Here is a 23,540-nt window from a genome sequence, read left to right as displayed (position 1 = left end):
CAGAACAGAAGAAGGGGAAGCTCGGGGCTGGTCGGACCAGGGATCAGACCAGGGAGGCGTACAGACCCGGGCGGCGGTCGCGCAGGTAGGGGTTGGCCTCGCGCGACTCGGCGAGGAAGGCCGGGTCCGCGTCGGCGAACACCAGTTGCTCGTCCCGTCCGGCGCGGGTGCGCGCGACGCCGTCGGGTCCTGCCAGCGTGGAGAGCCCGACGAACTCGAACTCCCCTTCCTTGCCGACCCGGTTGACGTACGCGACGTACATCTGGTTCTCGAAGGCGCGCACCGGCACGACCGACTCGGCGACGAACTGGAAGGGGTGCATCTGGGCCGTGGGCACGAGCAGGAGGTCGGTGCCCGCGAGGGCGTGCGCGCGGACGTTCTCCGGGAACTCCACGTCGTAGCAGATCATCAGGCCGATCCGCAGACCGCCCAACTCCGCCTGTACGACGGCCTGTTCACCGGGGGTGAAGTAGTCCCGCTCGAAGCAGCCAAAGAGGTGGGTCTTGCGGTAGTTCGCCAGGCGGGCGCCGTCGGCGCCGATCAGCTGGACGGAGTTGAAGACCGCTTCGCCGTCCCGCTCGGGGTAGCCGTAGGCGATCGCGACGCCGTGGCGTACGGCGGTCTCGGCGATCGCGGCGGCCGACGCCCCGTCGGCGGTCTCGGCGAGACGCGGCACGTCGTCGCCGATCGCGTACCCGGTGAGGTACAGCTCGGGCGCGACCAGCAGCCCCGCACCGGCCGCCGCGGCACGACCGGCGGCCTCGTCGAGCGCCTTGAGGTTCTCGGCGACGGAGCCGAGCTGCCCGGAACTCTGGAGCAGGGCGGTGCGCAGCGCAGGCATGGCGGATCCTCGGGGCGTACGAAGGGGCAGGTGGGGTCCGTTAGACGGTACGGTCGGCGGCCCTGTCCGGACAAGGCGCGAGCGTTGCGGGCAGATGCTCGATCCGTTGCGCGTGCGGGCCCCTCGGCGGCGATTCGTTGCGCGGCGGCATGGGACCGGAGCCGTAGCCGTGTCCTCCGCCGGGTGCAGGGCGGGCGGGGGTGTTCCCCGCCGCACGGCGGAGGCGGATTGCCGCCTGTGGCCGGACGTGCCGGCACCCCCTGCCGCGAGACCGTGATCTCGCCCGGAAGGACCGGGTGCACGGCACATCGGACGGAGGCTCCCCGTGAGCCGCAACGCAAGCACCCGGACCGCCTACAGCCGCCCCACCAGTACCCGCAGCCGCGGCCGCGGCCGCGTGATCACCGTCGGGACCGCCCTGCTGCTGGCCATGGGGGCGGTGGGAGCCGCAGTGGCGTCGGACGCCGGCGGGGCGCACAAGGCCGCCTCGGAGACCCGTGCTCACGAGGCCGCCGCGCTGACCGGCAGCGCGAAGCTGTACCGCAAGACCACTGAAGACGTGACGTTCACCTTCGACGCGCACCTGGCCGAGCGCGACACCATGCGCCCGGACAAGGCGACCGGCACCTTCGAGTTCGTGCACCTGGACAAGCCGGGCGGCGAAGGCGGCTGGGCGAAGGGCCGCATCGACTGCCTGATCACGGGCGGCAAGGTCGCCACGGCCACCGGCATCATCACGGACACCAACCTCAAGGAGATCAAGGGGGGCCGGGTGGGCTTCACGGTCCACGACCAGGGCAAGCACGACCGCGTGGGCTATAGCTGGGCCGCCGTGGGCGGCCCCGACGGGACCAAGAAGCTGACCAAGTGCACGAGCGCGGCTCCCTTCGAGAAGGTCAGGAAGGGCACCGGTGACTTCGACGTCAAGCCCTGGTCCCCCACGTACCCGACCGGCTGACGGCACCGGGCCCGCCCGTACGGGGGTCGGGCGGGCCCGGTGCCTCCTCCTCGGGAAGCGGCCGCACCCCGCCGCGCGGCGGAGGCGCTCACCCCCTCGCGCACGATGTACCGGGCGTCGGCGCGCGGGAGCGTGGACCACGCCCGGACGGACCGCCGTCAGACGGGGGCTTTGCATGCACCGCCGCTCCACCTTCATCCGAGTCGTCGCCGTGGGCGCCGCGTTCCTCGCGCTCGCCGGAGTCGCCGGGTCCGCGACCGCGTCGGAGCCCCCGCGCCCCGGGCGCGAGGCCGCCGCCCTGACCGGGACCGCCGAGCTGGACCGCCGGCCCGGAGACGACGCCACCGTCACCTTCGACGCCCATCTGGACGCCGGGGACAGGAACGACCCCACGGCCGCGCACGGCACCATCGTGTTCAGCCACTACATGGAGCACCCCAAATTCGGCGGCTCCGCCGAGGCCCGCGTGGACTGTTTGCTGACCGGCGGAAAGGTCGCCACGGTGTCGGCGGTCGTCACGAAGGCGGACGGCGACCTGAAAGGGGCGGTCGGCAAGCGCGTCGGCATGACGGTCCACGACCAGGGCAAGCAGGACCGCTTCGGCTACAGCTGGGCCATGATCGGCATCCCGAACGACCTGCCGGACGACATGCCCAAGTGCGTGAGCGCGGCCCCGTTCGACAGGACGAGGCCCGGCAGCGGCGACCTTCACGTACGGCCGATGGATCAGCGCCCGTAAGGGGCGCGGCGAACCGCGCGACACGCCACACAGCGGGCCCGCGGCCGAAGATCTAGGCAGGCGCCCCGGAAGAGAACCGGCGCATCAGCGGCGACAGCACGAGCACGGACTTCGTCCGCTCCACGAACGGCTCGCCCGCGATCCGTTCGAGCACCCGCTCGAAGTGCCGCATGTCGGCGGCGAAGACCTGGACGACCGCGTCCGCGTCACCGGTGACGGTGGACGCGGACGCGATCTCCGGATACCTCTCCAGACCTCGCCGGATCGCCTCCGGCGAGGTGTTGCGACGGCAGTAGATCTCGATGAACCCCTCGGTCTCCCAGCCGAGCGCGGCCGGGTCGACCCGCACGGTGAATCCCGTGATGGCACCGGTCTCCCGCAGCCGGTCGACGCGCCGCTTCACGGCGGGCGCGGAGAGCCCGACCAGCTGGCCGATGTCGGCGTAGGAGCGGCGGGCGTCCTCGGCGAGGGCGTGCACGATGCGTTCGTCGAGATCGTTCAGTCGCACTGGGGGTGGATCACTTCTCTGCGGAGGCCAATCGGGAGCGGCTCATGCCGTACAGGAAGTAGAACACGAGGCCGACGGCCATCCAGACACCGAACACGACCCAGGTGATGGAGTCGAGGCTGAACATGTTGTACGCGCAGAAGGCGAAGCCGAGCACCGGGAAGAGCCAGCCGAGCGGCACGCGGAAGGTGCGCGGCATGTCCGGGCGGGTCCGGCGCAGCACGACGACGGCGATGTTGACCAGGCCGAAGGCGAAGAGCGTGCCGATGCTGGTGGCGTCGACGAGCTTGCCGAGCGGGATGACCGAGGCGAGCGCGGCGCAGAACAGCGACACGATGACGGTGTTCACGCGGGGCGTGCCCGTCTTCTTGCTGACCTTGCCGAACGCCTTGGGGACCAGGCCGTCGCGGGACATGGCGAACAGGACGCGGGTCTGGCCGTAGAGGACGGTCAGGACGACGGACGCGATGGAGATGACGGCGCCGGCCGCGAGCAGCGTGCCCCAGAAGCTCTGGCCGCTGACGTCGTTCATGATCGCGGCGAGCGCGGCCTCGGAGCCCTCGAAGTCCTTCCAGTTCCAGGCGCCGACGGCGACGGCGGCGACCAGGACGTAGAGGGCCGTGACGATGATCAGCGAGAGCATGATCGCGCGGGGCAGGTCGCGCTGCGGGTTCTTCGCTTCCTCACCGGCGGTGGAGGCGGCGTCGAAGCCGATGTACGAGAAGAAGAGGCTCGCGGCGGCCGCGCTGACACCGGCCGTGCCCAGCGGCATGAAGTCCGAGTAGTTGCCGGACTTGAAGCCCATGAAGCCGATGGTGCAGAAGAGCACGAGCGCGGCGATCTTCACGATGACCATGATCGTGTTGGCCCGCGCCGACTCCTTTGCGCCGCCGAGCAGGAACACCATGGCGAGCAGGACGACGATCAGGCCGGGCAGGTTGATGATGGCCCCGTCGACCTCACCGGGCGCCGCGGAGAGCGCGTCCGGGATCGTGACACCGATGGTGCCGTCGAGCAGTTCGTTGAGGTATTCGCCCCAGCCGACGGCGACGGCCGCGACCGAGACGCCGTACTCCAGGACCAGGCACCAGCCGCAGACCCAGGCGATCAGTTCACCCATGGTTGCGTACGCGTACGAATAGGAAGAGCCCGCGACCGGTATGGTGCCGGCCAGCTCGGCGTACGAGAGCGCCGAGAAGAGGGCGGTGAGTCCGGCGATCACGAAGGAGATGGTGACGGCGGGTCCGGCCTTGGGGACACTCTCGCCGAGGACGACGAAGATGCCGGTGCCGAGCGTGGCGCCGATGCTGATCATGGTCAGCTGCCACATGCCGAGGGACCGCCGCAGCGAGCCGCCCTCACCCTGGCCGCCCTCTGCGACCAGCAGTTCCACCGGCTTTCGCCGCATCAAGCGACGACCGAGCCCCGTGGCCCCCGGGGGACTTGGTCGGTTCTGCGGGGGTGCGCCTTGGTCGAGCACGCATGGCTCCTTCATCGCTGCCGGTCAGGGCGGCGGGACCGGCGGCAGCACCCATGCATGGATGGGGACCGCCGAGCAGGCGGTCCCCGCCACACCACGTACAGCGGACGACTCTATGAGACGTGCTTCACGTACGTAATGCAGCAACCTTGCGCAGACCCGCATGATCGTTGCGTACTTCCCCTTCCCGCGGGTCTTCGTTGCGCGGTCCGTTTCGTCCGTTGCGTGCCGGGGCTCCGGGGAGGTCATTGACACTTCGTCAGATCTCCCCCATCGTGCACTCCGGTCGAGCCGATCGTGCGCCCCGGGTCGAGTCCTGGTCGGGCTCCGGTCGGGCTCCGGTCGAGCCCCGGTCGATAGGGAGGCAGCAGGCGATGGACCTCGACGTGCTGTACGAGATCGACGTACCGAAGCCCTGGAACGGACCCCATCCGCACGGCCAGCGCAGCGCCGAGCAGCGCGCGTATCGCGAGGCCGTCGAACAGATCCGGCTCGCGGACCGGGTCGGCTTCCGCACGGTGTGGGCGGTGGAGCACCACTTCCGCGAGGGACGTTCGCACTGCCCCGCGCCCGAGGTGCTCCTCGGCCACATCGCGGCACTCACCGAGCGGATACGCCTCGGCTTCGGCGTCACGCTCACCCCCTTCGGCTTCACTCCCCCGCAGCGGATCGCGGAGAAGGTGGCGGCGGTGGACGTACTGTCGGAGGGCCGCGTCGAGTGGGGCACAGGCCGCTCAACTCCCATGGAACAGACGGCCTTTGGCGTCGACAGGGAGCAGTCGCGGTCCGACTGGCGCGAGGCGATCGAGATCGTGACGGGCATGTGGCGCGAGGAGTACTTCGCGTACGAGTCGGAGCGCTTCACCTTCCCCCGGCGGATGGTCACCCCGAAGCCGGTGCAGGACCCGCACCCCCCGTGCTGGATGGCGGCGACATCGCCCGGCTCGGCAGAGGTGGCGGGCGCGGCGGGCCTCGGGCTGCTCTCCTTCTCGATCATGCAGCCGCTCGACGTGATGGCCCGTCAGGTCGCTGCCTACCGCGCGGCGGCACTCGCCCCCTCCCCCATCACGGACGTCACCACGGACCGCGTCAGCGCATACACCCTGGTGCACGTCGCGGACCGTCCCTCGCGGCGGGTCTGGGACTCGGTGGCGTGGTGGTACCGCAACCTGGCCCAGTTCACGCTCGACTGGGAGCTGCCGCACCTGACCCCCGACGAGCGCGAGCGGACCTTCCCCTTCCTCACCCCGATCATCGAAGGGAACGTACCGGTCAAGGAGTTCAGCGACGGCGACATGATCCTGATCGGCAACGCGGAGACGATCGTCCGCAAGGCCAAGCGGTACGCCGACCTCGGCATCGACCAGCTCATCTGCTACGTCCAGTGGGGCTATCTGGAGCACCAGGAGATCCTGCGCACGATCGAGATCCTGGGCAAGGAAGTCATCCCGGAGCTGGCGTCCTACCGGCCCCGGCGGGCGACGCCGTGAGCGAAGCAGGGGCGGGCGACGCCGTGAGCGAGGAGCCTCTCGACGCCGTGAGCGAAGAGCCCCTCGACACCTCCCCCGTCCCCGACTACGCCGCCCTGCACCGCCTGGACGACCGCGCCTTCGTCCTGCTCGGCGCGGGCAACGGCATCGGCCGCCAGACCGCGCACGCACTCACGGCAGCGGGCGCGCGGGTCCTGTGCGTGGACCTCGACAAGGGCCGCGCCGAGGCGGTCGCCGCCGAGACGGGCGGGGTCCCGTACGTCGCGGACGTGACGCGGCGCGAGGAGATGCGGGATCTCTTCGCTTACGCAGGGCGGGAGTTGGGCCCGCTCGGCGGTGTCGTCGACATCGTCGGCATGGCCCGCTACACGCCTCTGGCCGAGCTGGACGACGCCTCCTGGGACTGGCACTTCTCCCTCGTCCTGCGGCACGCGTGGCTGGCGGTCCAGTACGGCGGCGAGGCGCTCGCCGACGCGGGCGGCGGTCCCCTCGTCTTCGTCGCGTCGGTGTCGGGCCTGACCGCGGCGCCCTTGCACGCCGCGTACGGGGCGGCCAAGGCGGGCCTGATGTCCCTGGTCCGCTCGGCTGCCGTGGAGTACGGACCGCGCGGCGTACGAGTGAACGCGGTGGCGCCCGGGGTCGTGTGGACGCCACGCGTGGCGGGCCTGATCGGCGAGGCGGGCCGCGCGCGCAACGCCGCCAACGCCCCGCTCGACCGCGTGGCCGAGACCTCGGACATCGCATCGGCCCTGCTCTTCTTCGCCTCGCCGCTCTCCTCGTACGTCACCGGGCAGACGCTCGTGGTGGACGGCGGGGTCGGCGTGAAGTTCCCGTATCCGACGATCGGGGGCGCACGATGAGGGAGTTCGTGCGGGGTGTGCCCTGGTGGGCGGAGAACGGCCGTATGACACGCGCCGACCCGGCGGACCGCGAGCGACTCCCCCGGGACACCTGGGAACGGGCGGGCCTGCCGGCCGGGATACGCCTGGAGTTCACGGCCCGCGGAGTGACCACCGTGGAACTCACCTACACCGCATCACCCCCCTCACCAACAGACGCGTACAGCACGGCCCCACCGGTCTTCACACTGCTCACGGCCTCGGACTCGGACTCGGGCGAAGCGCGGGCAGGGTCGGACGTCTCCACGGCGAACGGCGACAACCGCACGAGGGCGAACCATCCGTCGAAGACAGCCGATGACCGCACGACGGCGGACGGTCCAGCGAAAGACAGCACCCCACCCACGCAGCGGAACGCCGACACCACGGCCCCCGACCCACACACGCGAGCCGCCGTCGCCCCCACCCCAGAACCCACCCCCGAAACCCCCGCGACGCCGGGCACGCACACGGCTCGCATGGAACTGACCTGCGCCGACGGCGACTTCGTCCTCCATCTGCCTGAGACGTTGCGGCCCGTACTCACCGGGCTGCGTCCCGTCGGCGGTGGCTCTCTGCGGCCCCGGCGACGGCAGCCGCGTTGGCTGGTGTACGGGGACTCGATCGTCGAGGGCTGGTCGACGAGCCGGCCCCATCTGGCGTGGCCCGCTCGGGCAGGGCGCGCCCTCGGCGTGGAGACGGTGAACCTCGGGTACGCGGGAGCGGCACGCGGAGAGCTGGCCTCCGCCGAGCAACTCGCCTCACTGGACGCCGACTTGATCACCCTCGCCTTCGGCACGAACTGCTGGTCGCGGGTGCCGCATTCGGCGAGGCTGCTGTACGAGACGACGCGGGCGTTCCTGGAATTGGTGCGCCGGGGCCACCCGGACGTTCCCCTCCTGGTCGTCTCCCCCGTGGTCCGCCCGGACGCCGAGACGGTGCCGAACGCCCTCGGCGCCACGCTGCGGGACCTGCGCACCGCCATGGAGCGGGCGGCCCTGGACGCGGGGGCCGGCCTGCTGCCGGGCGGCGGTCTGCTGGACGCCGGGCACCTGGTGGACGGAGTGCATCCGGGCGACGCGGGCCACGCGATCCTCGCGGACGCGGTGGCGTCAGCGCTGCGGAAGCTGCGGAAGCGTCATCCCTGGGACTTAGCCGCCTCGTCGTAGGCCTCGCGGGCCGCGGCAATCGCCGGGCGGTGGTCGATGGACCAGTCCGCGAGGGCCTTGACCAGGTGGGTGAGGCTGTGACCCAGCTCGGTCAGCTCGTACTCGACCTGCGGCGGAATCGTCGGATACACCGTCCGCCTGACCAGACCGTCGCGCTCCAGGCGCCGCACGGTGAGCGTGAGCATCCGCTGCGAGATGTCGCCGTGGATCCTGCGCTGCAACTCCTTGAACCGCAGGACGCCCGAGGCGAGTTCGACCACCACGTACACGGACCACTTGTCGCCGAGCCGGTCCAGGACATCCCGCACCCCGCACTCGTCCTGCGGGGTCTCGCACCTGATCACCGGCGCGCCGGGGGTCGCAACACCGGGGGCCGCGACACCGGGGGCCGGAACGGCTGACGGAGCGGTTACCGCCGTGTGCCCTGCTGACATGAAAGTGCCTCCTTATGCACGCGCATCGCGCGAACCACCATGGTCACAGGCCCGATCACCGGGGCCCGCCCGGACGGCGGGCACCACCACTCACCACAGGGGAACTTTCCCATGCTCATGATCACCGGCGCCACGGGCGCCCTCGGCACACTCGTCACCGCCCGCCTCGCGGACCGCGACGACATCGTCATCGGCAGTCGCAGCCCCACCCCCGGCGGCCGCCTCGTCGACTTCGACGATCCGGCGTCCCTGGACTTCACCGGCATCGACACCCTGCTGGTCATCTCCGCGGGCGCCGCCGAGGACGACGTGGTCATCGCCCGCCACGAGGCGGCGATCTCCGCGGCCGAGAAGGCAGGCGTCGGCCACCTCGTCTACACCAGCCTCAGCGGCGACGGAGACCACCTGACGTACGCCCTCGCCCACCGCTGGACCGAACGCAGGCTGCGCGGCTCCTCGCTGAACTGGACGGTCCTGCGCAACGGCCTGTACGCGGAGTTCCTCGCGGCCATCACCGCACCGGGGCCCGACGGAACCATCGCCGCGCCGCTGGGGGCGGGCCGCCTCGCCGCCGTGGCGCGTGCGGACCTGGCCGATGTCGCGGTACGGGTGGCGACGGATCCGGCCGCCCACGCGGGCCGCACCTACGAACTGGTCGGCGAACACGCCCTGAGCGGCGCCGACCTGGCCGCCGCGACCGGTGGCTCGTACGAACCCGGCACGCTCGCCGCGACCCGCGAGGCGATCACCGCGGCAGGCCAGGCCCTGCCCTTCCAGGTGCCGATGCTCCTGAGCACGTACGCGGCGATGGCGGGCGGCTTCCTGGACGGCACGGGGATCGAGGGCCGGGGGACGCTCCGAGCCTTGCTGGGCAGGGAGCCCCGCCCGGCCATCGAGGCGTACAGGGCAGCGGTACGGGGCTGACCCGGGGGCCGCCGGGCGCCCCCGCAGGGGCGCGGGGAACTGCGCGACAAGCCACGACGCACCCGCAGCGTCAAGCGGCAAATTCAAGCACCAAGCACCAAGCACCAAGCACCAAGCCGGCAGCCCCCGCGAAGCGCCTAGCTCCAGCTGGCGTGCAGAGGCTTACCCTCCGCATAGCCCGCGGCGCTCTGCACACCCACGGTGGCCCGCTCCGCGAACTCCTCCAGCGAGCCCGCACCGGCGTACGTGCAGGAGGAACGGACACCCGCGATGATCGAGTCGATCAGGTCCTCGACGCCGGGACGCTCCGGGTCCAGGAACATCCGCGAGGTCGAGATGCCCTCCTCGAACAGCGCCTTGCGGGCACGGTCGTAGGCCGACTCCTCGCTGGTGCGGTTCTTGACCGCGCGGGCCGACGCCATGCCGAACGACTCCTTGTAGAGGCGGCCGTTGGCGTCCTGCTGCAGGTCGCCCGGGGACTCGTACGTCCCGGCGAACCACGAACCGATCATGACGTTCGACGCCCCGGCGGCCAGCGCCATCGCGACGTCACGCGGGTGCCGGACGCCACCGTCGGCCCACACGTGCTTGCCGAACTTCGCGGCCTCGGCGGCGCATTCCAGTACTGCGGAGAACTGCGGCCGGCCGACGCCGGTCATCATGCGCGTGGTGCACATGGCGCCGGGGCCCACGCCGACCTTGATGATGTCGGCACCGGCCTCGATCAGGTCCCGTACGCCCTCGGCGGCGACGATGTTGCCCGCGACGATCGGCACCTGCGGGTCGAGCGCGCGCACGGCCTTGACCGCGGCGATCATCGACTCCTGGTGGCCGTGCGCGGTGTCCACGACGAGGGTGTCCGCGCCCGCGTCGAGGAGCTGCTTGGCCTTGGCCGCGACGTCGCCGTTGATGCCGACGGCGGCGGCGATGCGCAGCTTGCCGTTGGCGTCGAGGGCGGGCGAGTAGAGCGTCGCGCGCAGGGCGCCCGTGCGGGTCAGGATGCCGGCGAGGCGGCCGTCCTTGCCCACGGCGGGGGCGTAGCGGCGGTTGGCGTGGTCCAGCTTGTTGAAGGCGTCGCGCGGGTCGATGTCCGCGTCGAGGAGCACGAGGTCCTTGGACATGACCTCGGAGATCTGGGTGAAGCGGTCGACGCCGTTCAGGTCCGTGTCGGTGACGACGCCGATCGGCTTCTGGTCGGCGTCCACGACGACGCCCGCGTTGTGCGCGCGCTTGGAAAGGAGCGCGAGCGCGTCGGCGACGGTCTGCGTGGGGGCCAGGACGATCGGGGTGTCAAGGACGTGGTGACGCGTCTTGACCCAGGAGATGACCTCGGTGACGACCTCGATCGGGATGTCCTGCGGGATCACGACGAGGCCGCCGCGGCGGGCGACGGTCTCGGCCATCCGGCGTCCGGCGATCGCGGTCATGTTCGCGACGACCAGCGGGATCGTGGTGCCGGTGCCGTCCGGCGAGGAGAGGTCCACGCCCTGACGCGATCCGACGGCGGAGCGCCGCGGCACCATGAAGACGTCGTCGTACGTCAGGTCGTACGCAGGCTGGATGTCATTGAGGAAACGCACGTGCTGCTCATCCCAGTCGATCAGAGGTGGCCCCCGGACAGTTAGGCCGAGGGAAAAGCACGTACTTCAGTGTCCCATGTCCCGGGTGATGCGCCGCCTGGGACGATCACCCAGCCGGACGGCGATAGCCCTGGTCGGATCCTCCAAGATCGGCCCGGGGCGGTCACTGTCCGCTCAGGCACGGGTGCCGAGCGCGAGAACGATCTCCAGGCCCGAGCCGCGTTCCCTCGCGTACTCCACCGCGTCGGTGAAGACCTCCTGGGCGACGATCCACTCCTGGGGCGCGGCTTCGGCGTACCCCTGCCAGCCGATGACGACGATCAGCCGTCCGGGCGCGGCGGGCGCCCACCCCAGGTCGGTGAGGCAGTCGGCGAGCGCGTCCCAGTTGCGCCCGAACCAGTCGGGCAGGGCGAGCGCGCGGGCGCAGCGCTCCATGAAGGCGGCCTTGTCGCTCACCCCGGTCAGGTCGAGCGGCAGGGCGTTGAGGCCCGCGGCGCGGACGGCGTCGAGGACGGGTGCCAGCGGCTCGGCCGCCGACGGTTCGGGCGTCATCTCAGTACCGCCTTGAAGGACGCGTAGTGATCGTCCGTGTAGTAGGTCTCGTCGCCGCTCCCGGTGACGATCCGCCGTGCGCCCCGGTCGCGTTCGCCGGGGGTGGGCACGGTGTACTCGCGATAGTGGCCGCGCCGCTGCCTGGGCAGCTCGCCCTCGAAGTTGCCGAAGACCGATCCGTCCTTGGCGTACGGGAAGGGCCCGCCGTCATCGATGAGCCGCAACGTCCGCCGCGCCTCGGCGGGCAGCCGCTCGGCCCGGACGGTGGCCATGCCGTGCGCCCACTCCGGCGCGGAGGAGCACCCCGTGACGAGGACAGCGAGGCAGCCGAGCACCGCCACCAGGGCACGGGGGACGAACCGGTTCGACATGCGACAGATGCTGCCACGACGCCCCGTAAGGGGCGCGGGGAACTCCGCGACCAGCCAAGCCGCACGCACCCGCAGGGATTCAGCTGCCGTCCGGGTCCGCCCGGTCCAACGCAGGATGCGGAGTAGCCCCCCGTACCAGCAACTGATCAGCTGCAGCGGTATCGGTCACCAGGCTGGTGACAAGGCCGGACCGAAGCACCGCGTCGATCGCGGCAGCCTTCCGCTGCCCGCCCGCGATGGCGACGACCTCAGGGATACGTCGAAGCCGGTCGGCTTCGACGGTGATGCACCGCTCCCCCAGATCACGCCCGACCCGGCGCCCCTCGGCGTCGAAGAGGTGCGCGGACATCTCGGCGGCGACTCCCAGCGAGGCGTAATGCGCCCGCTCCTCGTCGCTGAGCATGTCGTGCACGGTGGAGATGCCGGGCTCCCAGGAGCCGATGGAGACGGCGGCGACGGTGACCTTGTCGAAGTACTCAAACGCCCGCGCGATCCCGGTCTGGTTCCGCAGCGCGGCGGCCGTGGCCGGGTCCGGCAGGAGCATCGGCGCGTAGATGGGGTGGGCCTCGCCGCCGGAGACCTGAGCGGCACGCCGCACGGCCTCGACGGAGCCGCGCTCGGCGGTCCCGGCGTCGTACACACCCGTCAGCTGCACCACCGTGCACGGCGGCAGCTGGTCGAGGGCGGCCGCCATGTGAATGGTCGAGCGCCCCCACGCGAGACCGAGGACATCGCCCTCGGTGACCAGCTCGCCCAGCAGATCGGCCGCGACCTCGCCGAGGTTCTCGGGGTCGGGCGACTCGTCGATCTCGTCGGCCGGGGCCGGCGACTCGACGACCACCGCGTGCCGCAGGCCGTAGCGGGCGCGCAGCGCGTCCGAGCGCTCCGCGTCCAGCTCGGCGGGCACACGGATCTCGATCCGTACGAGGTCACGCTCCAGGGCCGTCTCCAGGACCCGGGCCACCTTGAAGCGGCTCACGCCGAACTCCTCGGCGATCTGGATCTTGGACTTGCCCTCGAGATAGAAGCGGCGGGCCATGGCCGCCGCCTGCACCAGCTCCGCGGGTCCCATCCGCATGGCTGACCGGCCGCCCGTCGACACGACGGTCTCCTCACTGTCATTTCAAGACTGTCATTTCAAGCAACTGCCGTTCACGCGTTCACACGCGTGCGCATTCACACGCTTTGGTGCGGCTTCGCGCACATTGCCACGGCTTCTCGCGCATTGCCGCAGCGCAACCAGGGTTCGCCGTTCATCCTTGCAGATCCGGCGTACTTGATCAGCCCTGTCGGGCTGCGTTCACGTATCCGTGGCTCAGTGGCCGCATGCCCACCCCGCCGAGGACGTCGCCCCGGCCGCCTGGGTGCGCAGGGCACGTACCGCCTCCGCAGGGTCGTCGGCCCCGTAGACCGCGGAGCCCGCGACGAAGACGTCGGCGCCGGCCTCGGCGCAGTGCTCGATGGTCGCCGCCGAGACGCCGCCGTCGACCTGCAGCCAGAGTTCGAGACCGTGCTTGCTGATCAACTCGCGGGTGCGGCGGATCTTCGGCAGCATGATGTCGAGGAACGCCTGGCCGCCGAAGCCGGGCTCGACGGTCATGATCAGCAGCATGTCGAGCTCGGGAAGCAGGTCCTCGTACGGCTCGATGGGTGTCGCGGGCTTCAGCGCCATGGAGGCGCGGGCGCCCTTGGCGCGGATCTCGCGGGCCAGGCGGACGGGAGCCGCGGCCGCCTCCGCGTGGAAGGTGACCGATCCGGCGCCCGCTTCGACGTACTGCGGCGCCCAGCGATCGACGTCCTCGATCATCAGATGGCAGTCCAGCGGCGTGTCCGTCGCTCGGGCGAGAGACTCTACGACCGGCACCCCGAGGGTGAGGTTGGGGACGAAGTGGTTGTCCATGACGTCGACATGGAGCCAGTCGGCACCTTCGACCGCCTTTGCCTCATCGGCAAGACGGGAGAAATCCGCGGACAGGATGCTGGGGTTGATCTGCACGGCCATGCCCCAAGACTGCCATGCCCCGCGCTCGTTGCCTTGCGCGGTCCGTAGCGTGAGCCAACCGGCTCCTATGACCATGGACCCCATGCCATGCTGGGCGGTCCACCGGCACCACGTGGGGCAGCGGGGGTAGCCATGCCAGACGAACGGTCGGACGGACAGCGCCAGGCGGGCCGAGGAGTGGCCTGGCTGGTGTGCGGGCGGCGCACCAAGTGGTTCGTGGTGCTGTTCTGGCTCGTGGTGACCGTCGCCGCGGCACCGCTCGCCCAAAAACTCACCGACGCCCAGGACAACCAGGCGTCGTCCTGGCTGCCCGGCTCCGCGGAGTCCACCCAAGTCCTGGAGATCTCCGAGGAGTTCAGGCCCGAGCAGATTCCCGCGATCATCGTGTACGCCCGTGACGGCGGGCTGACCGCCGAGGACCGGGCGCGGATCTCCGAGGACGTCGACGAGCTCAAGGAGCTGAGCGCCCACGGTGTGCGCGGCGCCGAGACCCGTGGCCCCGTCTTCGACAAGAAGGCCGCCTCGGGCGCCGAGGCGGCCCAGATCTTCGTGCCCATCACCATGGACGAGAAGGGCTGGGAGCGGATCTCGCCGGCCGTGGACTCCATGCGCGAGGTCGTCGGCGAGAGCTCGGGCGGTCTATCGGTGCACGTCACGGGGCCCGGCGGTACGTCGGCGGACTTCTCGGAGGCGTTCGAGGGCATCGACTCGACACTGCTCCTGTCGGCGGCCGCCGTCGTCGTGGTGATCCTCCTGATCACCTACCGCAGCCCGGTCCTCCTGATCGTCCCGCTGCTCGCGGCCGTCATCTCCCTCTTCACGGCGCAGGCGCTGATCTACCTCCTGGCGGAGCACGCGGGCCTGACGGTCAACGGCCAGAGCGCGGGCATCCTGACGGTCCTCGTCTTCGGGGCGGGGACGGACTATGCCCTGCTCCTGGTCGCCCGCTACCGCGAGGAACTGCGCCGCCACGAGGACCGGCACGAGGCGATGCAGCTCGCCCTGCACCGGGCAGGGCCCGCGGTCATCGCGTCGGGCGCCACGGTCGTGGTCAGCATGCTCGTGCTGCTCACCGCCGACATGAACTCCACGCGGGGCCTCGGTCCCGTGGCGGCCATCGGTGTCGCCGTCGCCCTGCTCGCGATGCTGTCGCTGTTCCCCGCGCTCCTGGTGGTCTGCGGCCGGTGGCTCTTCTGGCCGCTGATCCCGCACAACGGTTCCGAGGAGCCCACCGAGCGTGGCGTCTGGGCGCGCATGGGCCGCCGCATCGCCCACCGCCCGCGCCTGACCTGGAGTGTCACCGCGGTGGCCCTTGCGGCCCTGGCCCTCGGCCTGACGCAGCTGCGCGCCGAAGGGCTCAGCAACGCGGACTCGTTCACGGACAAGCCGGACTCGATCGTGGGCCAGGAGGTGCAGGGGAGGTACTTCCCCGCGGGCAGCGGCGACCCGCTGGTGATCGTGGCGAACGCGGACCAGGCCGACGAGGTCCGCGACGCGGTCGCGGGGACGCGTGGCGTCGACCCGGCGAGCATCGGCGTACCGCCGGGGACGAAGGCGGAGGCCGGGGGCCAGGTCCTGTTCGAGGCGACGCCCACCGACCCCTCCGACAGTGAGGCGGCCAAGCAGACGGTGGAGCGGGTGCGCGACGCGGTGCACGCGGTGCCCGACGCGGACGCGCGGGTGGGCGGCGGCACGGCAGCCCTCCTGGACATGGACCGCGCGACGACCCACGACAACAAGCTGGTGATCCCGCTCGTCCTCGTGGTCGTCCTGCTGATCCTGGCCGTGCTGCTGCGCGCCCTGGTCGCGCCGCTGCTCCTGATCGCGACGGTGGTGCTCTCCTTCTCCGCCGCGCTCGGCATCAGCGCGCTCGCCTTCCGCCACCTCTTCGACTACGCGGGCGAGTCCACGGACTTCCCGCTCTTCGTCTTCGTGTTCCTGGTGGCGCTCGGCATCGACTACAACATCTTCCTGTCGACCCGCATCCGTGAGGAGGCGGGCCGACAGGGCACCCGTGCGGGCGTGGTCACGGGCCTCGCCGCGACCGGCGCGGTCATCACGTCGGCGGGCCTGGTCCTGGCGGGCACCTTCGCCGCGCTCGGCACGCTCCCGATGGTGGCGTTCGCCGAGATCGGCTTCGCGGTGGCGCTCGGCGTCCTGCTCGACACCTTCGTCGTACGGTCCGTCCTGGTCACCGCGCTGTTCCTCGACGTGGGGCCGAAGGTGTGGTGGCCGCACGCCCTCAGCAAGGACCCGGCGGCCCCCCGCACCCCGGCTCCGGCGACGGTCTCCTCAGGCGGTCCGCCGGATCAGCGCTAGGTACATGGCGTCCGTGCCGTGCAGATGCGGCCACAGCTGGACGTCGGGTCCGTCCCCGAGCGCGGGAACGCCAGGCATCAGCGGCCGCGCGTCGATGAGCTCGGCCCCCTCGTGCTGCTTGAGCACGTCGTCGACGACGGCACGCGTCTCCGCGAGGTGCGGTGAACAGGTGGCGTATCCGACGACGCCCCCGACGCGCACCGACTCCAACGCCGTACGCAACAGCCCCCGTTGCAGCGGCGCGAAGCCGTCCAGGTCCTCCGGGCGGCGGCGCCAGCGGGCCTCGGGGCGGCGGCGCAGGGCGCCGAGCCCCGTACAGGGCACGTCCATCAGGACCCGGTCGAAGGTGCCGGGCTGCCACGGCGGCCGGGTGCCGTCGGCGGCGATGACCTCGTAGGGCCCCGGGTTGCCCCGCAGGGCCTGCGCGACAAGACGGGCCCGGTGCGGCTGCTTCTCGGCGGCGAGGAGGGCGGCGCCCCGCCCGGCCGCGAGACCCGCGAGCATGGCGGCCTTGCCGCCGGGGCCCGCGCAGCCGTCGAGCCACTTCTCGTCGCGCCCCTCGACCGGGGCGTTCGCGAGTGCGATCGCGACGAGCTGGCTGCCCTCGTCCTGGACCCCGGCACGCCCCTCGCGCACCGCCTCGATGGACCCGGGCTCACCGCCTTCACTGAGCCGCACCGCGTACGGGGACCAGCGCCCCGGCAGCGCGGACTCCTCACCCACGACATCGAGGAGTTCATCGGCGGTGGTGCGTCCGGGCCGCGCCACGAGCGTCACCTCGGGCCGCTCGTTGTCGGCCTCCAGGAGGTCCTCGATGCCCGCACGGCCGCCGCCGAGCGCGTCCCAGAGCGCGGAGACGACCCAGCGGGGATGCGAGTGGACGACGGCGAGATGGTCCTCGGCGTCCTCGTCGTAGGGCGGCGCGACCTTCTCCACCCAGCCGTCGAGATCGTCGGCGGCGACCTTGCGAAGGACCGCGTTCACGAACTTGGCCCGCCCGTCACCGAGCACCACACGCGCCAGCTCCACGGAGGCGGAGACGGCGGCGTGCGTGGGGATGCGGGTGCCGAGCAACTGGTGCACGCCCATGTTCAGGACGTCGAGGACCGGTGGGTCGACCTCGCGCAGCGGCCGGTCGATGCAGGCGGCCACGATCGCGTCGTACGTCCCCTGCCGGCGCAGCGTCCCGTAGACAAGCTCGGTGGCGAGCGCCGCGTCACGCGCGTCGAACTTGTCGGGCCCCTCCTTCTCGCGGGCCTTGCGCAGGAGCGGCGGCAGGACGAGGTTCGCGTAGGCGTCCCGTTCGTCCACGGCCCGCAGCGCCTCGAAGGCGAGGAAACGGACGGGGTCCTTCTTGGGACGGCGGTGTGGCTTGCCGGGCTTGCCCTGCTTCTGGGGACGCCGGCTCGGCTGGTCGCTCAAAGGTGCTCCGCTATTGGATGGGGGCTGAACCTATTCAGCGTACGTCGGTGTCGCCGAGCCGCTCGCCCGGGGCGATCCGCACCCCGCGCGCCCAGTCGGCACCGCGCATCGGCTTCTTGCCCTGCGGCTGGACCCAGAGCAGCTCCACGGCGTGCGAACCGGTGCCGACGTACACGTTGTTCTTGGCGGCGCCGAGCTCGCCGGGCGCGAGGTCGGTGCGGTCGGCGACCAGCGCGGACTGGATGATCTTCAGCCGCTCCCCGCGGAACACGGACCAGGCGCCGGGCGCCGGGGTGCAGCCCCGCACGACCCGGTCGACGCGTAGGGCCGGAGCGGCCCAGTCCACCTGGGCGTCCTCGACGGTGATCTTCGGGGCGAGGGTGATGCCGTCGGCGGGCTGCGGTACGGCCTTCAGGGAGCCGTCCTCGATGCCGTCCATGGTGGCGGCGAGCAGCCCGGAGCCCGCGAAGGCGAGGCGGGTGAGCAGGTCACCGCTGGTGTCGGTGGGCCTGACGACCTCGGTGACGGTCCCGTACACCGGCCCGGAGTCGAGCCCCTGCTCGATCAGGAACGTGGAGGCACCGGTGATCTCGTCCCCCGCCATCACGGCGTGCTGCACGGGCGCGGCTCCGCGCCAGGCGGGCAGCAACGAGAAGTGCAGGTTGACCCACCCGTGGGCCGGGACGTCCAGGGCGACCTTGGGCAGCAGAGCGCCATAGGCGACGACCGGGCAGCAGTCGGGCGCGATCTCGCGCAGCCGCGCCAGGAAGTCCTCGTCGCGCGGCTTCACGGGCTTGAGCACCTCGATGCCGGCCTCCTCCGCACGCTGGGCGACGGGGCTCGCGACGAGTCTGCGGCCGCGGCCCGCGGGGGCGTCGGGCCGGGTGACGACGGCGGCCACCTCGTGCCGGTCGGAGGCGATCAGGGCGTCCAGGGCGGGGACGGCGACCTCGGGGGTGCCTGCGAAGACGAGCTTCATCGGTGGCTGTCGGCCTCTCGGGGCGGGAAGATACGGGAAGCACACCAGTCTAAGAGCCGCACCACCGAGCCGCTCTCCGCGGGGCGGTGGGTGCGGGGCCGCTTGTCCGGGGCGGTGCTCTCTGCGGGGCGGTGGGTGCCGGGCCGCTTGTCCCGGGCGCCGGTCTCATCACACCGCCCGTCTCCCGTCACCCGCGCCTGACGACGGCCCGCCCGGGGGCGTACGCGCGGCCGTGCGCCCTGTGCATATGCGCACACGCCCCCGCACCGTGACCCCACACGAACTAGCGCGTTGGTCAAGAAAGAGTTGACCACAACGGGCCGCGACAGCGGCCCGATCCTTTTCAACGCCGGTTCGAGAGGCTTGTTCATGGCCGACCACGCAACCCACGACGCCCAGGCACGGGCGAGCCTGCACCTCCTGGTTCGGGACATCGAGCGGGTCCGCCGGCAGGTGGACGCGCTGCGTACGCTCACCGCCCAGCTCGGCAACGTCTACCGCCCGCGCCGCTCGAGCCCCTCCGCGGGCTTCGTCGTGTACGGGCGCGCCCCCGCCCCGACCGTCCGCCTCGCCCAGGAGCTGCGGGACAGCGTCGAGACGCTGGTGACCGCCGCGGTGGACTTCGACCGTTCGCTGGGCTTCTCGTGGGACGCGGTGGGCTCGGCCCTCGGGGTCACCAAGCAGGCGGTGCACCGCCGTTACGGAGCCCGCAGGGCCACGACGCAGGCGGCGGCGGAGGCGGAGCGCGCCACGGAGACGGTGCCCGCCGCGACGGCCGCCCGTCCGCCGGTACCGGTCGGCGCCCCGCTCCCCTCCGTGCCCGCGGCCCGCGCGATGCCGACCCAGCCCACGGCAGGCAGCCCCGCCCTCCGCGAGGACCCCCGCCCCAACATCTTCCCGGGCCCACGCAACGGCTGACCACGGCAAAGCGGCGGCTGTCTCCACCGGTTCCCCCCCCCCGGCGAGGACAGCCGCCGCCGTTGTTTCCTGGTGTGGGCGGGGGCGATCATTCCGCGGCGCGGAGCAGTTGGACACCACGCCGAAGCCGCCGCGCGCCGAGAAACGAGACGGCGAGCCCCGCCCGAGCGGCCCAGCACAGAAGCAGACCGGGGCAGAGAGCAGCCCCGCACAGGCACAGCCCGCACAGGCGCAGCCCCCCGCAGCGGAGGCCCGCCGTCCAGGCAAAGAAGCCCCCGGCGGGCAGCCGGACGAGAGGCCTAGCCGATGTCCAGCGGGTCCACCCGGATCCGCACCGGCTCCCCGCCCCCGGCGCCCCGCGCCATCCGCGCGGCCTGAGCCGCCTTAAGCGAAGCGGCAAGCGCGGCCCCGCTCCCCGGCGGCACCCGGATCAGCACCCGCTCCCACTGCTCCCCGGCAGGCGCCGCCCCGGCCCGTCGCGCGGGGCCGGGCCCCGCGTCCGGCACGGGCACAGGCCCCAACACCGCCGCGTCCCCCGGAAGTTCGGCCGCGGCGAGGAACCCGGAGAGCGCCTCCGAAGTCCCCGCGACCGAGGCCATCCGCGACACGGGCGGAAATCCCAGCTCGGCCCGCTCGGAAAGCTCCCGCACCGCGTGCCCCACGGGATCCCACCGCACCAGGGCCTGCACCGGCCGCAGCGTCGGCTCGGCGACGACCACCACGGTCCCGCCGACACCCTGGGACCGCACCAGCGCGGAGGCCGAGATCCACCGCCGCAGGGCGTCCTCCCCGGCCCGCAGATCGGGCCGCCCCAGCATGGCCCAGCCGTCGAGCAGCAGGGCAGCGGCGTAACCGCCCTCGGCGACCGGCTCCGCCCCCGGCGTACTCACCACCAGCGCGGGCGTACCCGCCACGGTGTCGAGAACCTGCTCCCGCCCCGACGTCCGCACCGGCACGGCGGGAAAGGCCCGCCCCAGCTCCTCTGCCGTACGCCGCGCACCGACCACCTGCGCCCGCAGCCGGAAGCCCCCGCACTCCCCGCAGTGCCAGGCGCCTTCCTCCACCCCGCACCAGCCGCACCACAGCCCACCGCCGTCCCGCGCCTCCAGCGGTCCCGCACAGTGCCGGCACCGCGCGGGCTCCCTGCACCTCTCGCACGCGAGCCGTGGCACGTACCCCCGGCGGGGCACCTGGACCAGCACAGGCCCGTGCTTCAGACCTTCCCGTACGACGTTCCAGGCCAGCGTCGGAAGCCGCGCGGCACGGGCCGCCTCGTCCCGGGCGAGGTCGCCGTCCCCGACGGTCCGCACGAGCGGCGCGGCCCCCCGCACCTGCTCCCGGTCGGCGACCAGCGGCGCCGCCCACCCGCTCTCCACGAGCTGCGCGGCCTCCACCGTGCAGCTCCAACTCCCCAGCAGGAAGCCGCACTTGTCCCGCGAGGCGCGCAGTTCGAGTACTTCCCGCACATGCGGAAAGGGGGCGTTGTCGTCGCTGTGACTGGCATCGCCGTCGTCCCAGATCACGACGAGCCCGAGGTTCCGCACCGGCGCGAACATGGCCGCCCGCGTGCCCACCACGGCCCGCACGGCACCACGCCGCACGGAGAGCCACTCCCGATACCGCTTCTCCTGCCCCACGTCAGCGGTGAGCAGAGCATGCTGCCCCGCCCCCATCAATTGGGTCAGCGCCGCGTCGACCCGTGCCGCGGGCCGCCCGGCGGGCACGACGACCAGGGCCCCCCGCCCCGAAGCCAGCGTCGCCTGCACGGCCCTGGCGATCTCCTCGGCCCATTCAGGTCCCGGAAGGGCGGTCCACACGGCCCGAGGCGCACCCCCTGAGGCCAGCGCCCCCAAGAACTCCGCCCCGTGCGCGTACCGCCGCCAGGTTCCCGCCTCCGGAGCGGAAGGAACCGGCGGAGCCTCCCCCATCTCCCGCGCCTCGGCCTTCGCGTGCCGAGGCGGAACCGCCAGCTGCAACACGTCGGCAAGGCTGCCCGCGTACCGGTCGGCCACGGCGCGCGCCAGCCCGAGCAGCTCACCATCCAGCACAGGCTCGGGCGAGACGACCTGCGCCAGCGCGGCCAGCGGCCCGGAGTAGTCGGTCTCGGCGACCCGCTCGACGAGAAACCCGTCGATCAAGCCCCCACCCTCACGCCGGCCACCGCGCACGTTCCGCGCCCCGGCCCCGAACCGCACCCGGACCCGCACCCCGGGCTGAGCCTGCTCGTCCAACTCCTCGGGCACCGCGTAGTCGAAGTACCGGTCAAGATGCAGCACGCCCTTGTCGACCAACACCCGGGCCACCGGCAGACTCTTCGCCAGCGCGGCCCCCCGCCACGTCCGCGGCTTGGCCCGCGGCACCTCAGCCTTGCGCACCGCTTCCCGAATGAGCGCAAGCTGCTCCGGAGGCTCGCCCCCGCCCCCCTCGGACTTCCGATTCTCGCTGCTCACAGCAGCATTCCTACCAGACCCCACTGACACGACGACGAGGCCGATGCCGGCCCCGGCACGACGAAGCCCGGCACCCCACAAGGGGCGCCGGGCTTCGGCGGAACTTGTCGGGCGAGGGAGCCTTAGAGCCCCGCAGCCTTCCGCAGCGCGTCCACGCGGTCCGTGCGCTCCCACGTGAAGTCGGGGATCGCGCGGCCGAAGTGGCCGTACGCGGCGGTCTGCGCGTAGATCGGGCGCAGCAGGTCCAGGTCGCGGATGATCGCGGCCGGGCGCAGGTCGAAGACCTCGGAGATGGCGGACTCGATCTTGTCGGTGTCGACCGTGGCGGTGCCGAAGGTCTCCACGAACAGGCCCACCGGCTCGGCCTTGCCGATCGCGTACGCGACCTGGACCTCGCAGCGGGCGGCGAGACCCGCCGCGACGACGTTCTTGGCGACCCAGCGCATCGCGTAGGCGGCGCTGCGGTCGACCTTGGACGGGTCCTTGCCGGAGAAGGCGCCGCCGCCGTGGCGGGCCATGCCGCCGTACGTGTCGATGATGATCTTGCGGCCGGTCAGACCGGCGTCGCCCATCGGGCCGCCGATCTCGAAGCGTCCTGTCGGGTTGACCAGGAGGCGGTAGCCCTCGGTGTCCAGCTTGATGCCGTCGTCCAGGAGGGCCTTCAGCTCGGCCTCGACGACGAACTCACGGATGTCGGGGGCCAGGAGCGAGTCCAGGTCGATGTCCGACGCATGCTGCGAGGAGACCACGACGGTGTCGAGGCGGACGGCCTTGTCGCCGTCGTACTCGATGGTGACCTGGGTCTTGCCGTCGGGGCGCAGGTACGGGATGGTCCCGTTCTTGCGGACCTCGGACAGGCGGCGCGAGAGACGGTGCGCGAGGTGGATCGGGAGCGGCATCAGCTCCGGCGTCTCGTCGCAGGCGTAGCCGAACATCAGGCCCTGGTCGCCCGCGCCCTGCTTGTCGAGCTCGTCCTCATCGCCCTCGACCCGCTGCTCGTACGCCGTGTCGACGCCCTGCGCGATGTCGGGGGACTGCGAGCCGATGGACACCGAGACGCCACAGGAGGCGCCGTCGAAGCCCTTCTTCGAGGAGTCGTAACCGATCTCGAGGATCTTGTCGCGGACCAGCTGCGCGATCGGCGCGTACGCCTTGGTCGTCACCTCGCCGGCCACGTGCACCAGGCCGGTGGTGATCAACGTCTCCACGGCGACCCGGGACTTCGGGTCCTCCCGCAGGAGCGCGTCGAGAATGGTGTCGCTGATCTGGTCAGCGATCTTGTCGGGGTGACCCTCGGTCACAGACTCCGAGGTGAAGAGACGGCGGGACACATCGCTCCCTGTGGTTGCAGCGGCTGCTGGCTGATCATTGGTGGACGGCCGGGAGCTGCGCCCGGCGTCGTCCGAGACCAGTTTATCGGTCGCACTCGGCCGCCGGACCACGTGTCTCGCCACTTGGGAGCGCTGTGACCTGCGGCACTGCATTGTGCGGTACGACGATCCTTCTCCACCAGAGGGCCTCACGCC

General features: G+C 71.9%; 21 protein-coding genes. 8 read left to right on the top strand and 13 right to left on the bottom strand.

Going from position 1 to position 23,540, the window contains the following annotated elements:
- Positions 1-43: 43 nt before the first annotated feature.
- The gene (locus ACWD02_RS24210; RefSeq protein ID WP_451214590.1) at positions 44-832 is read right to left on the bottom strand and encodes a carbon-nitrogen hydrolase family protein; all 789 of its coding nucleotides are present in this window, start codon (positions 830-832) and stop codon (positions 44-46) included.
- A gap of 334 nt (positions 833-1,166) precedes the next feature.
- Here ACWD02_RS24210 and ACWD02_RS24205 point away from each other — a divergent pair, with 334 nt between their 5' ends.
- Together ACWD02_RS24205 and ACWD02_RS24200 are read left to right on the top strand one after the other, a co-directional pair.
- Positions 1,167-1,799, top strand: a complete 633-nt coding sequence (locus ACWD02_RS24205) for a Repetin (RefSeq protein ID WP_451214406.1) — start codon at positions 1,167-1,169, stop codon at positions 1,797-1,799.
- Positions 1,800-1,974: 175 nt separating this feature from the next.
- Positions 1,975-2,538: a Repetin gene (locus ACWD02_RS24200; protein WP_451214404.1), complete on the top strand. Its 564-nt coding sequence runs from the start codon at positions 1,975-1,977 to the stop codon at positions 2,536-2,538.
- 52 nt (positions 2,539-2,590) lie between these two features.
- Here ACWD02_RS24200 and ACWD02_RS24195 read toward each other — a convergent pair whose 3' ends face one another.
- Both ACWD02_RS24195 and ACWD02_RS24190 read right to left on the bottom strand, forming a co-directional pair.
- A complete protein-coding gene (locus ACWD02_RS24195; RefSeq protein WP_363211043.1) occupies positions 2,591-3,046 on the bottom strand; it encodes an Lrp/AsnC family transcriptional regulator in 456 nt (151 codons plus the stop codon).
- A 10-nt stretch (positions 3,047-3,056) separates the two neighbouring features.
- On the bottom strand, positions 3,057-4,526 hold the full coding sequence (locus tag ACWD02_RS24190) for an amino acid permease (RefSeq protein ID WP_451214401.1): 1,470 nt from the start codon (positions 4,524-4,526) through the stop codon (positions 3,057-3,059).
- 374 nt (positions 4,527-4,900) lie between these two features.
- On the opposite strand from ACWD02_RS24190, the gene ACWD02_RS24185 reads away from it, so the two are divergent.
- From ACWD02_RS24185 to ACWD02_RS24175, 3 genes are read left to right on the top strand one after another with little or no spacing between them, the layout of a single operon-like run.
- The gene (locus ACWD02_RS24185; RefSeq protein ID WP_451214399.1) at positions 4,901-6,016 is read left to right on the top strand and encodes an LLM class flavin-dependent oxidoreductase; all 1,116 of its coding nucleotides are present in this window, start codon (positions 4,901-4,903) and stop codon (positions 6,014-6,016) included.
- Positions 6,013-6,876 (top strand): SDR family NAD(P)-dependent oxidoreductase, encoded by an 864-nt coding sequence (locus tag ACWD02_RS24180; protein ID WP_451214397.1) that lies wholly within the window; start codon positions 6,013-6,015, stop codon positions 6,874-6,876. The genes ACWD02_RS24185 and ACWD02_RS24180 overlap by 4 nt, the downstream gene beginning before the upstream one ends.
- Positions 6,873-8,063: a GDSL-type esterase/lipase family protein gene (locus ACWD02_RS24175; protein WP_451214395.1), complete on the top strand. Its 1,191-nt coding sequence runs from the start codon at positions 6,873-6,875 to the stop codon at positions 8,061-8,063. Before ACWD02_RS24180 ends, ACWD02_RS24175 begins: the two co-directional genes overlap by 4 nt.
- Here ACWD02_RS24175 and ACWD02_RS24170 read toward each other — a convergent pair.
- Entirely contained in the window at positions 8,033-8,497 is a 465-nt protein-coding gene (locus ACWD02_RS24170; RefSeq protein ID WP_451214393.1) for a winged helix-turn-helix transcriptional regulator, read from the bottom strand. The genes ACWD02_RS24175 and ACWD02_RS24170 overlap by 31 nt on opposite strands.
- Before the next feature lie 111 nt (positions 8,498-8,608).
- Here ACWD02_RS24170 and ACWD02_RS24165 point away from each other — a divergent pair, with 111 nt between their 5' ends.
- A complete protein-coding gene (locus ACWD02_RS24165) occupies positions 8,609-9,421 on the top strand; it encodes an NAD(P)H-binding protein (protein WP_451214391.1) in 813 nt (270 codons plus the stop codon).
- A gap of 137 nt (positions 9,422-9,558) precedes the next feature.
- Here the strand turns inward: ACWD02_RS24165 and ACWD02_RS24160 are convergent, their stop codons facing one another.
- From ACWD02_RS24160 to rpe, 5 genes are all read right to left on the bottom strand, one after another.
- Positions 9,559-11,001: a GuaB1 family IMP dehydrogenase-related protein gene (locus ACWD02_RS24160; RefSeq protein ID WP_451214390.1), complete on the bottom strand. Its 1,443-nt coding sequence runs from the start codon at positions 10,999-11,001 to the stop codon at positions 9,559-9,561.
- A 174-nt stretch (positions 11,002-11,175) separates the two neighbouring features.
- The gene (locus ACWD02_RS24155; protein WP_451214388.1) at positions 11,176-11,553 is read right to left on the bottom strand and encodes a barstar family protein; all 378 of its coding nucleotides are present in this window, start codon (positions 11,551-11,553) and stop codon (positions 11,176-11,178) included.
- A complete protein-coding gene (locus tag ACWD02_RS24150) occupies positions 11,550-11,924 on the bottom strand; it encodes a ribonuclease domain-containing protein (protein WP_451214386.1) in 375 nt (124 codons plus the stop codon). Before ACWD02_RS24150 ends, ACWD02_RS24155 begins: the two co-directional genes overlap by 4 nt.
- Positions 11,925-12,003: 79 nt before the next feature.
- Positions 12,004-13,002, bottom strand: coding sequence for a sugar-binding transcriptional regulator (locus tag ACWD02_RS24145; protein WP_451214589.1), 999 nt, complete (start codon positions 13,000-13,002; stop codon positions 12,004-12,006).
- A 237-nt stretch (positions 13,003-13,239) separates the two neighbouring features.
- Complete coding sequence (gene rpe / locus ACWD02_RS24140) at positions 13,240-13,926, bottom strand: ribulose-phosphate 3-epimerase (RefSeq protein ID WP_451214384.1); 687 nt, start codon at positions 13,924-13,926, stop codon at positions 13,240-13,242.
- A gap of 132 nt (positions 13,927-14,058) precedes the next feature.
- On the opposite strand from rpe, the gene ACWD02_RS24135 reads away from it, so the two are divergent.
- The gene (locus ACWD02_RS24135) at positions 14,059-16,245 is read left to right on the top strand and encodes an MMPL family transporter (protein ID WP_451214382.1); all 2,187 of its coding nucleotides are present in this window, start codon (positions 14,059-14,061) and stop codon (positions 16,243-16,245) included.
- On the opposite strand, the gene ACWD02_RS24130 is transcribed toward ACWD02_RS24135, so the two are convergent.
- Positions 16,219-17,667: an RsmB/NOP family class I SAM-dependent RNA methyltransferase gene (locus tag ACWD02_RS24130; RefSeq protein ID WP_451214381.1), complete on the bottom strand. Its 1,449-nt coding sequence runs from the start codon at positions 17,665-17,667 to the stop codon at positions 16,219-16,221. The two genes, ACWD02_RS24135 and ACWD02_RS24130, sit on opposite strands and share 27 nt — an antisense overlap.
- 34 nt (positions 17,668-17,701) lie before the next feature.
- Positions 17,702-18,646, bottom strand: coding sequence for a methionyl-tRNA formyltransferase (gene fmt / locus ACWD02_RS24125; protein ID WP_365821046.1), 945 nt, complete (start codon positions 18,644-18,646; stop codon positions 17,702-17,704).
- A gap of 369 nt (positions 18,647-19,015) precedes the next feature.
- Between fmt and ACWD02_RS24120 the strand changes: the two genes are divergently transcribed.
- Entirely contained in the window at positions 19,016-19,564 is a 549-nt protein-coding gene (locus tag ACWD02_RS24120; RefSeq protein ID WP_363211029.1) for a hypothetical protein, read from the top strand.
- 299 nt (positions 19,565-19,863) lie between these two features.
- Here the strand turns inward: ACWD02_RS24120 and ACWD02_RS24115 are convergent, their stop codons facing one another.
- Entirely contained in the window at positions 19,864-22,014 is a 2,151-nt protein-coding gene (locus tag ACWD02_RS24115; protein ID WP_451214378.1) for a primosomal protein N', read from the bottom strand.
- A 122-nt stretch (positions 22,015-22,136) separates the two neighbouring features.
- Positions 22,137-23,345: a methionine adenosyltransferase gene (metK, locus tag ACWD02_RS24110; RefSeq protein WP_451214377.1), complete on the bottom strand. Its 1,209-nt coding sequence runs from the start codon at positions 23,343-23,345 to the stop codon at positions 22,137-22,139.
- Between the last annotated feature and the right edge of the window lie 195 nt (positions 23,346-23,540).

The sequence above is a fragment of the Streptomyces sp. NPDC002853 genome (assembly GCF_053591915.1).
Note: the sequence above shows the minus strand (reverse complement) of the source record. Positions and strands in the feature narration are given on the sequence as shown.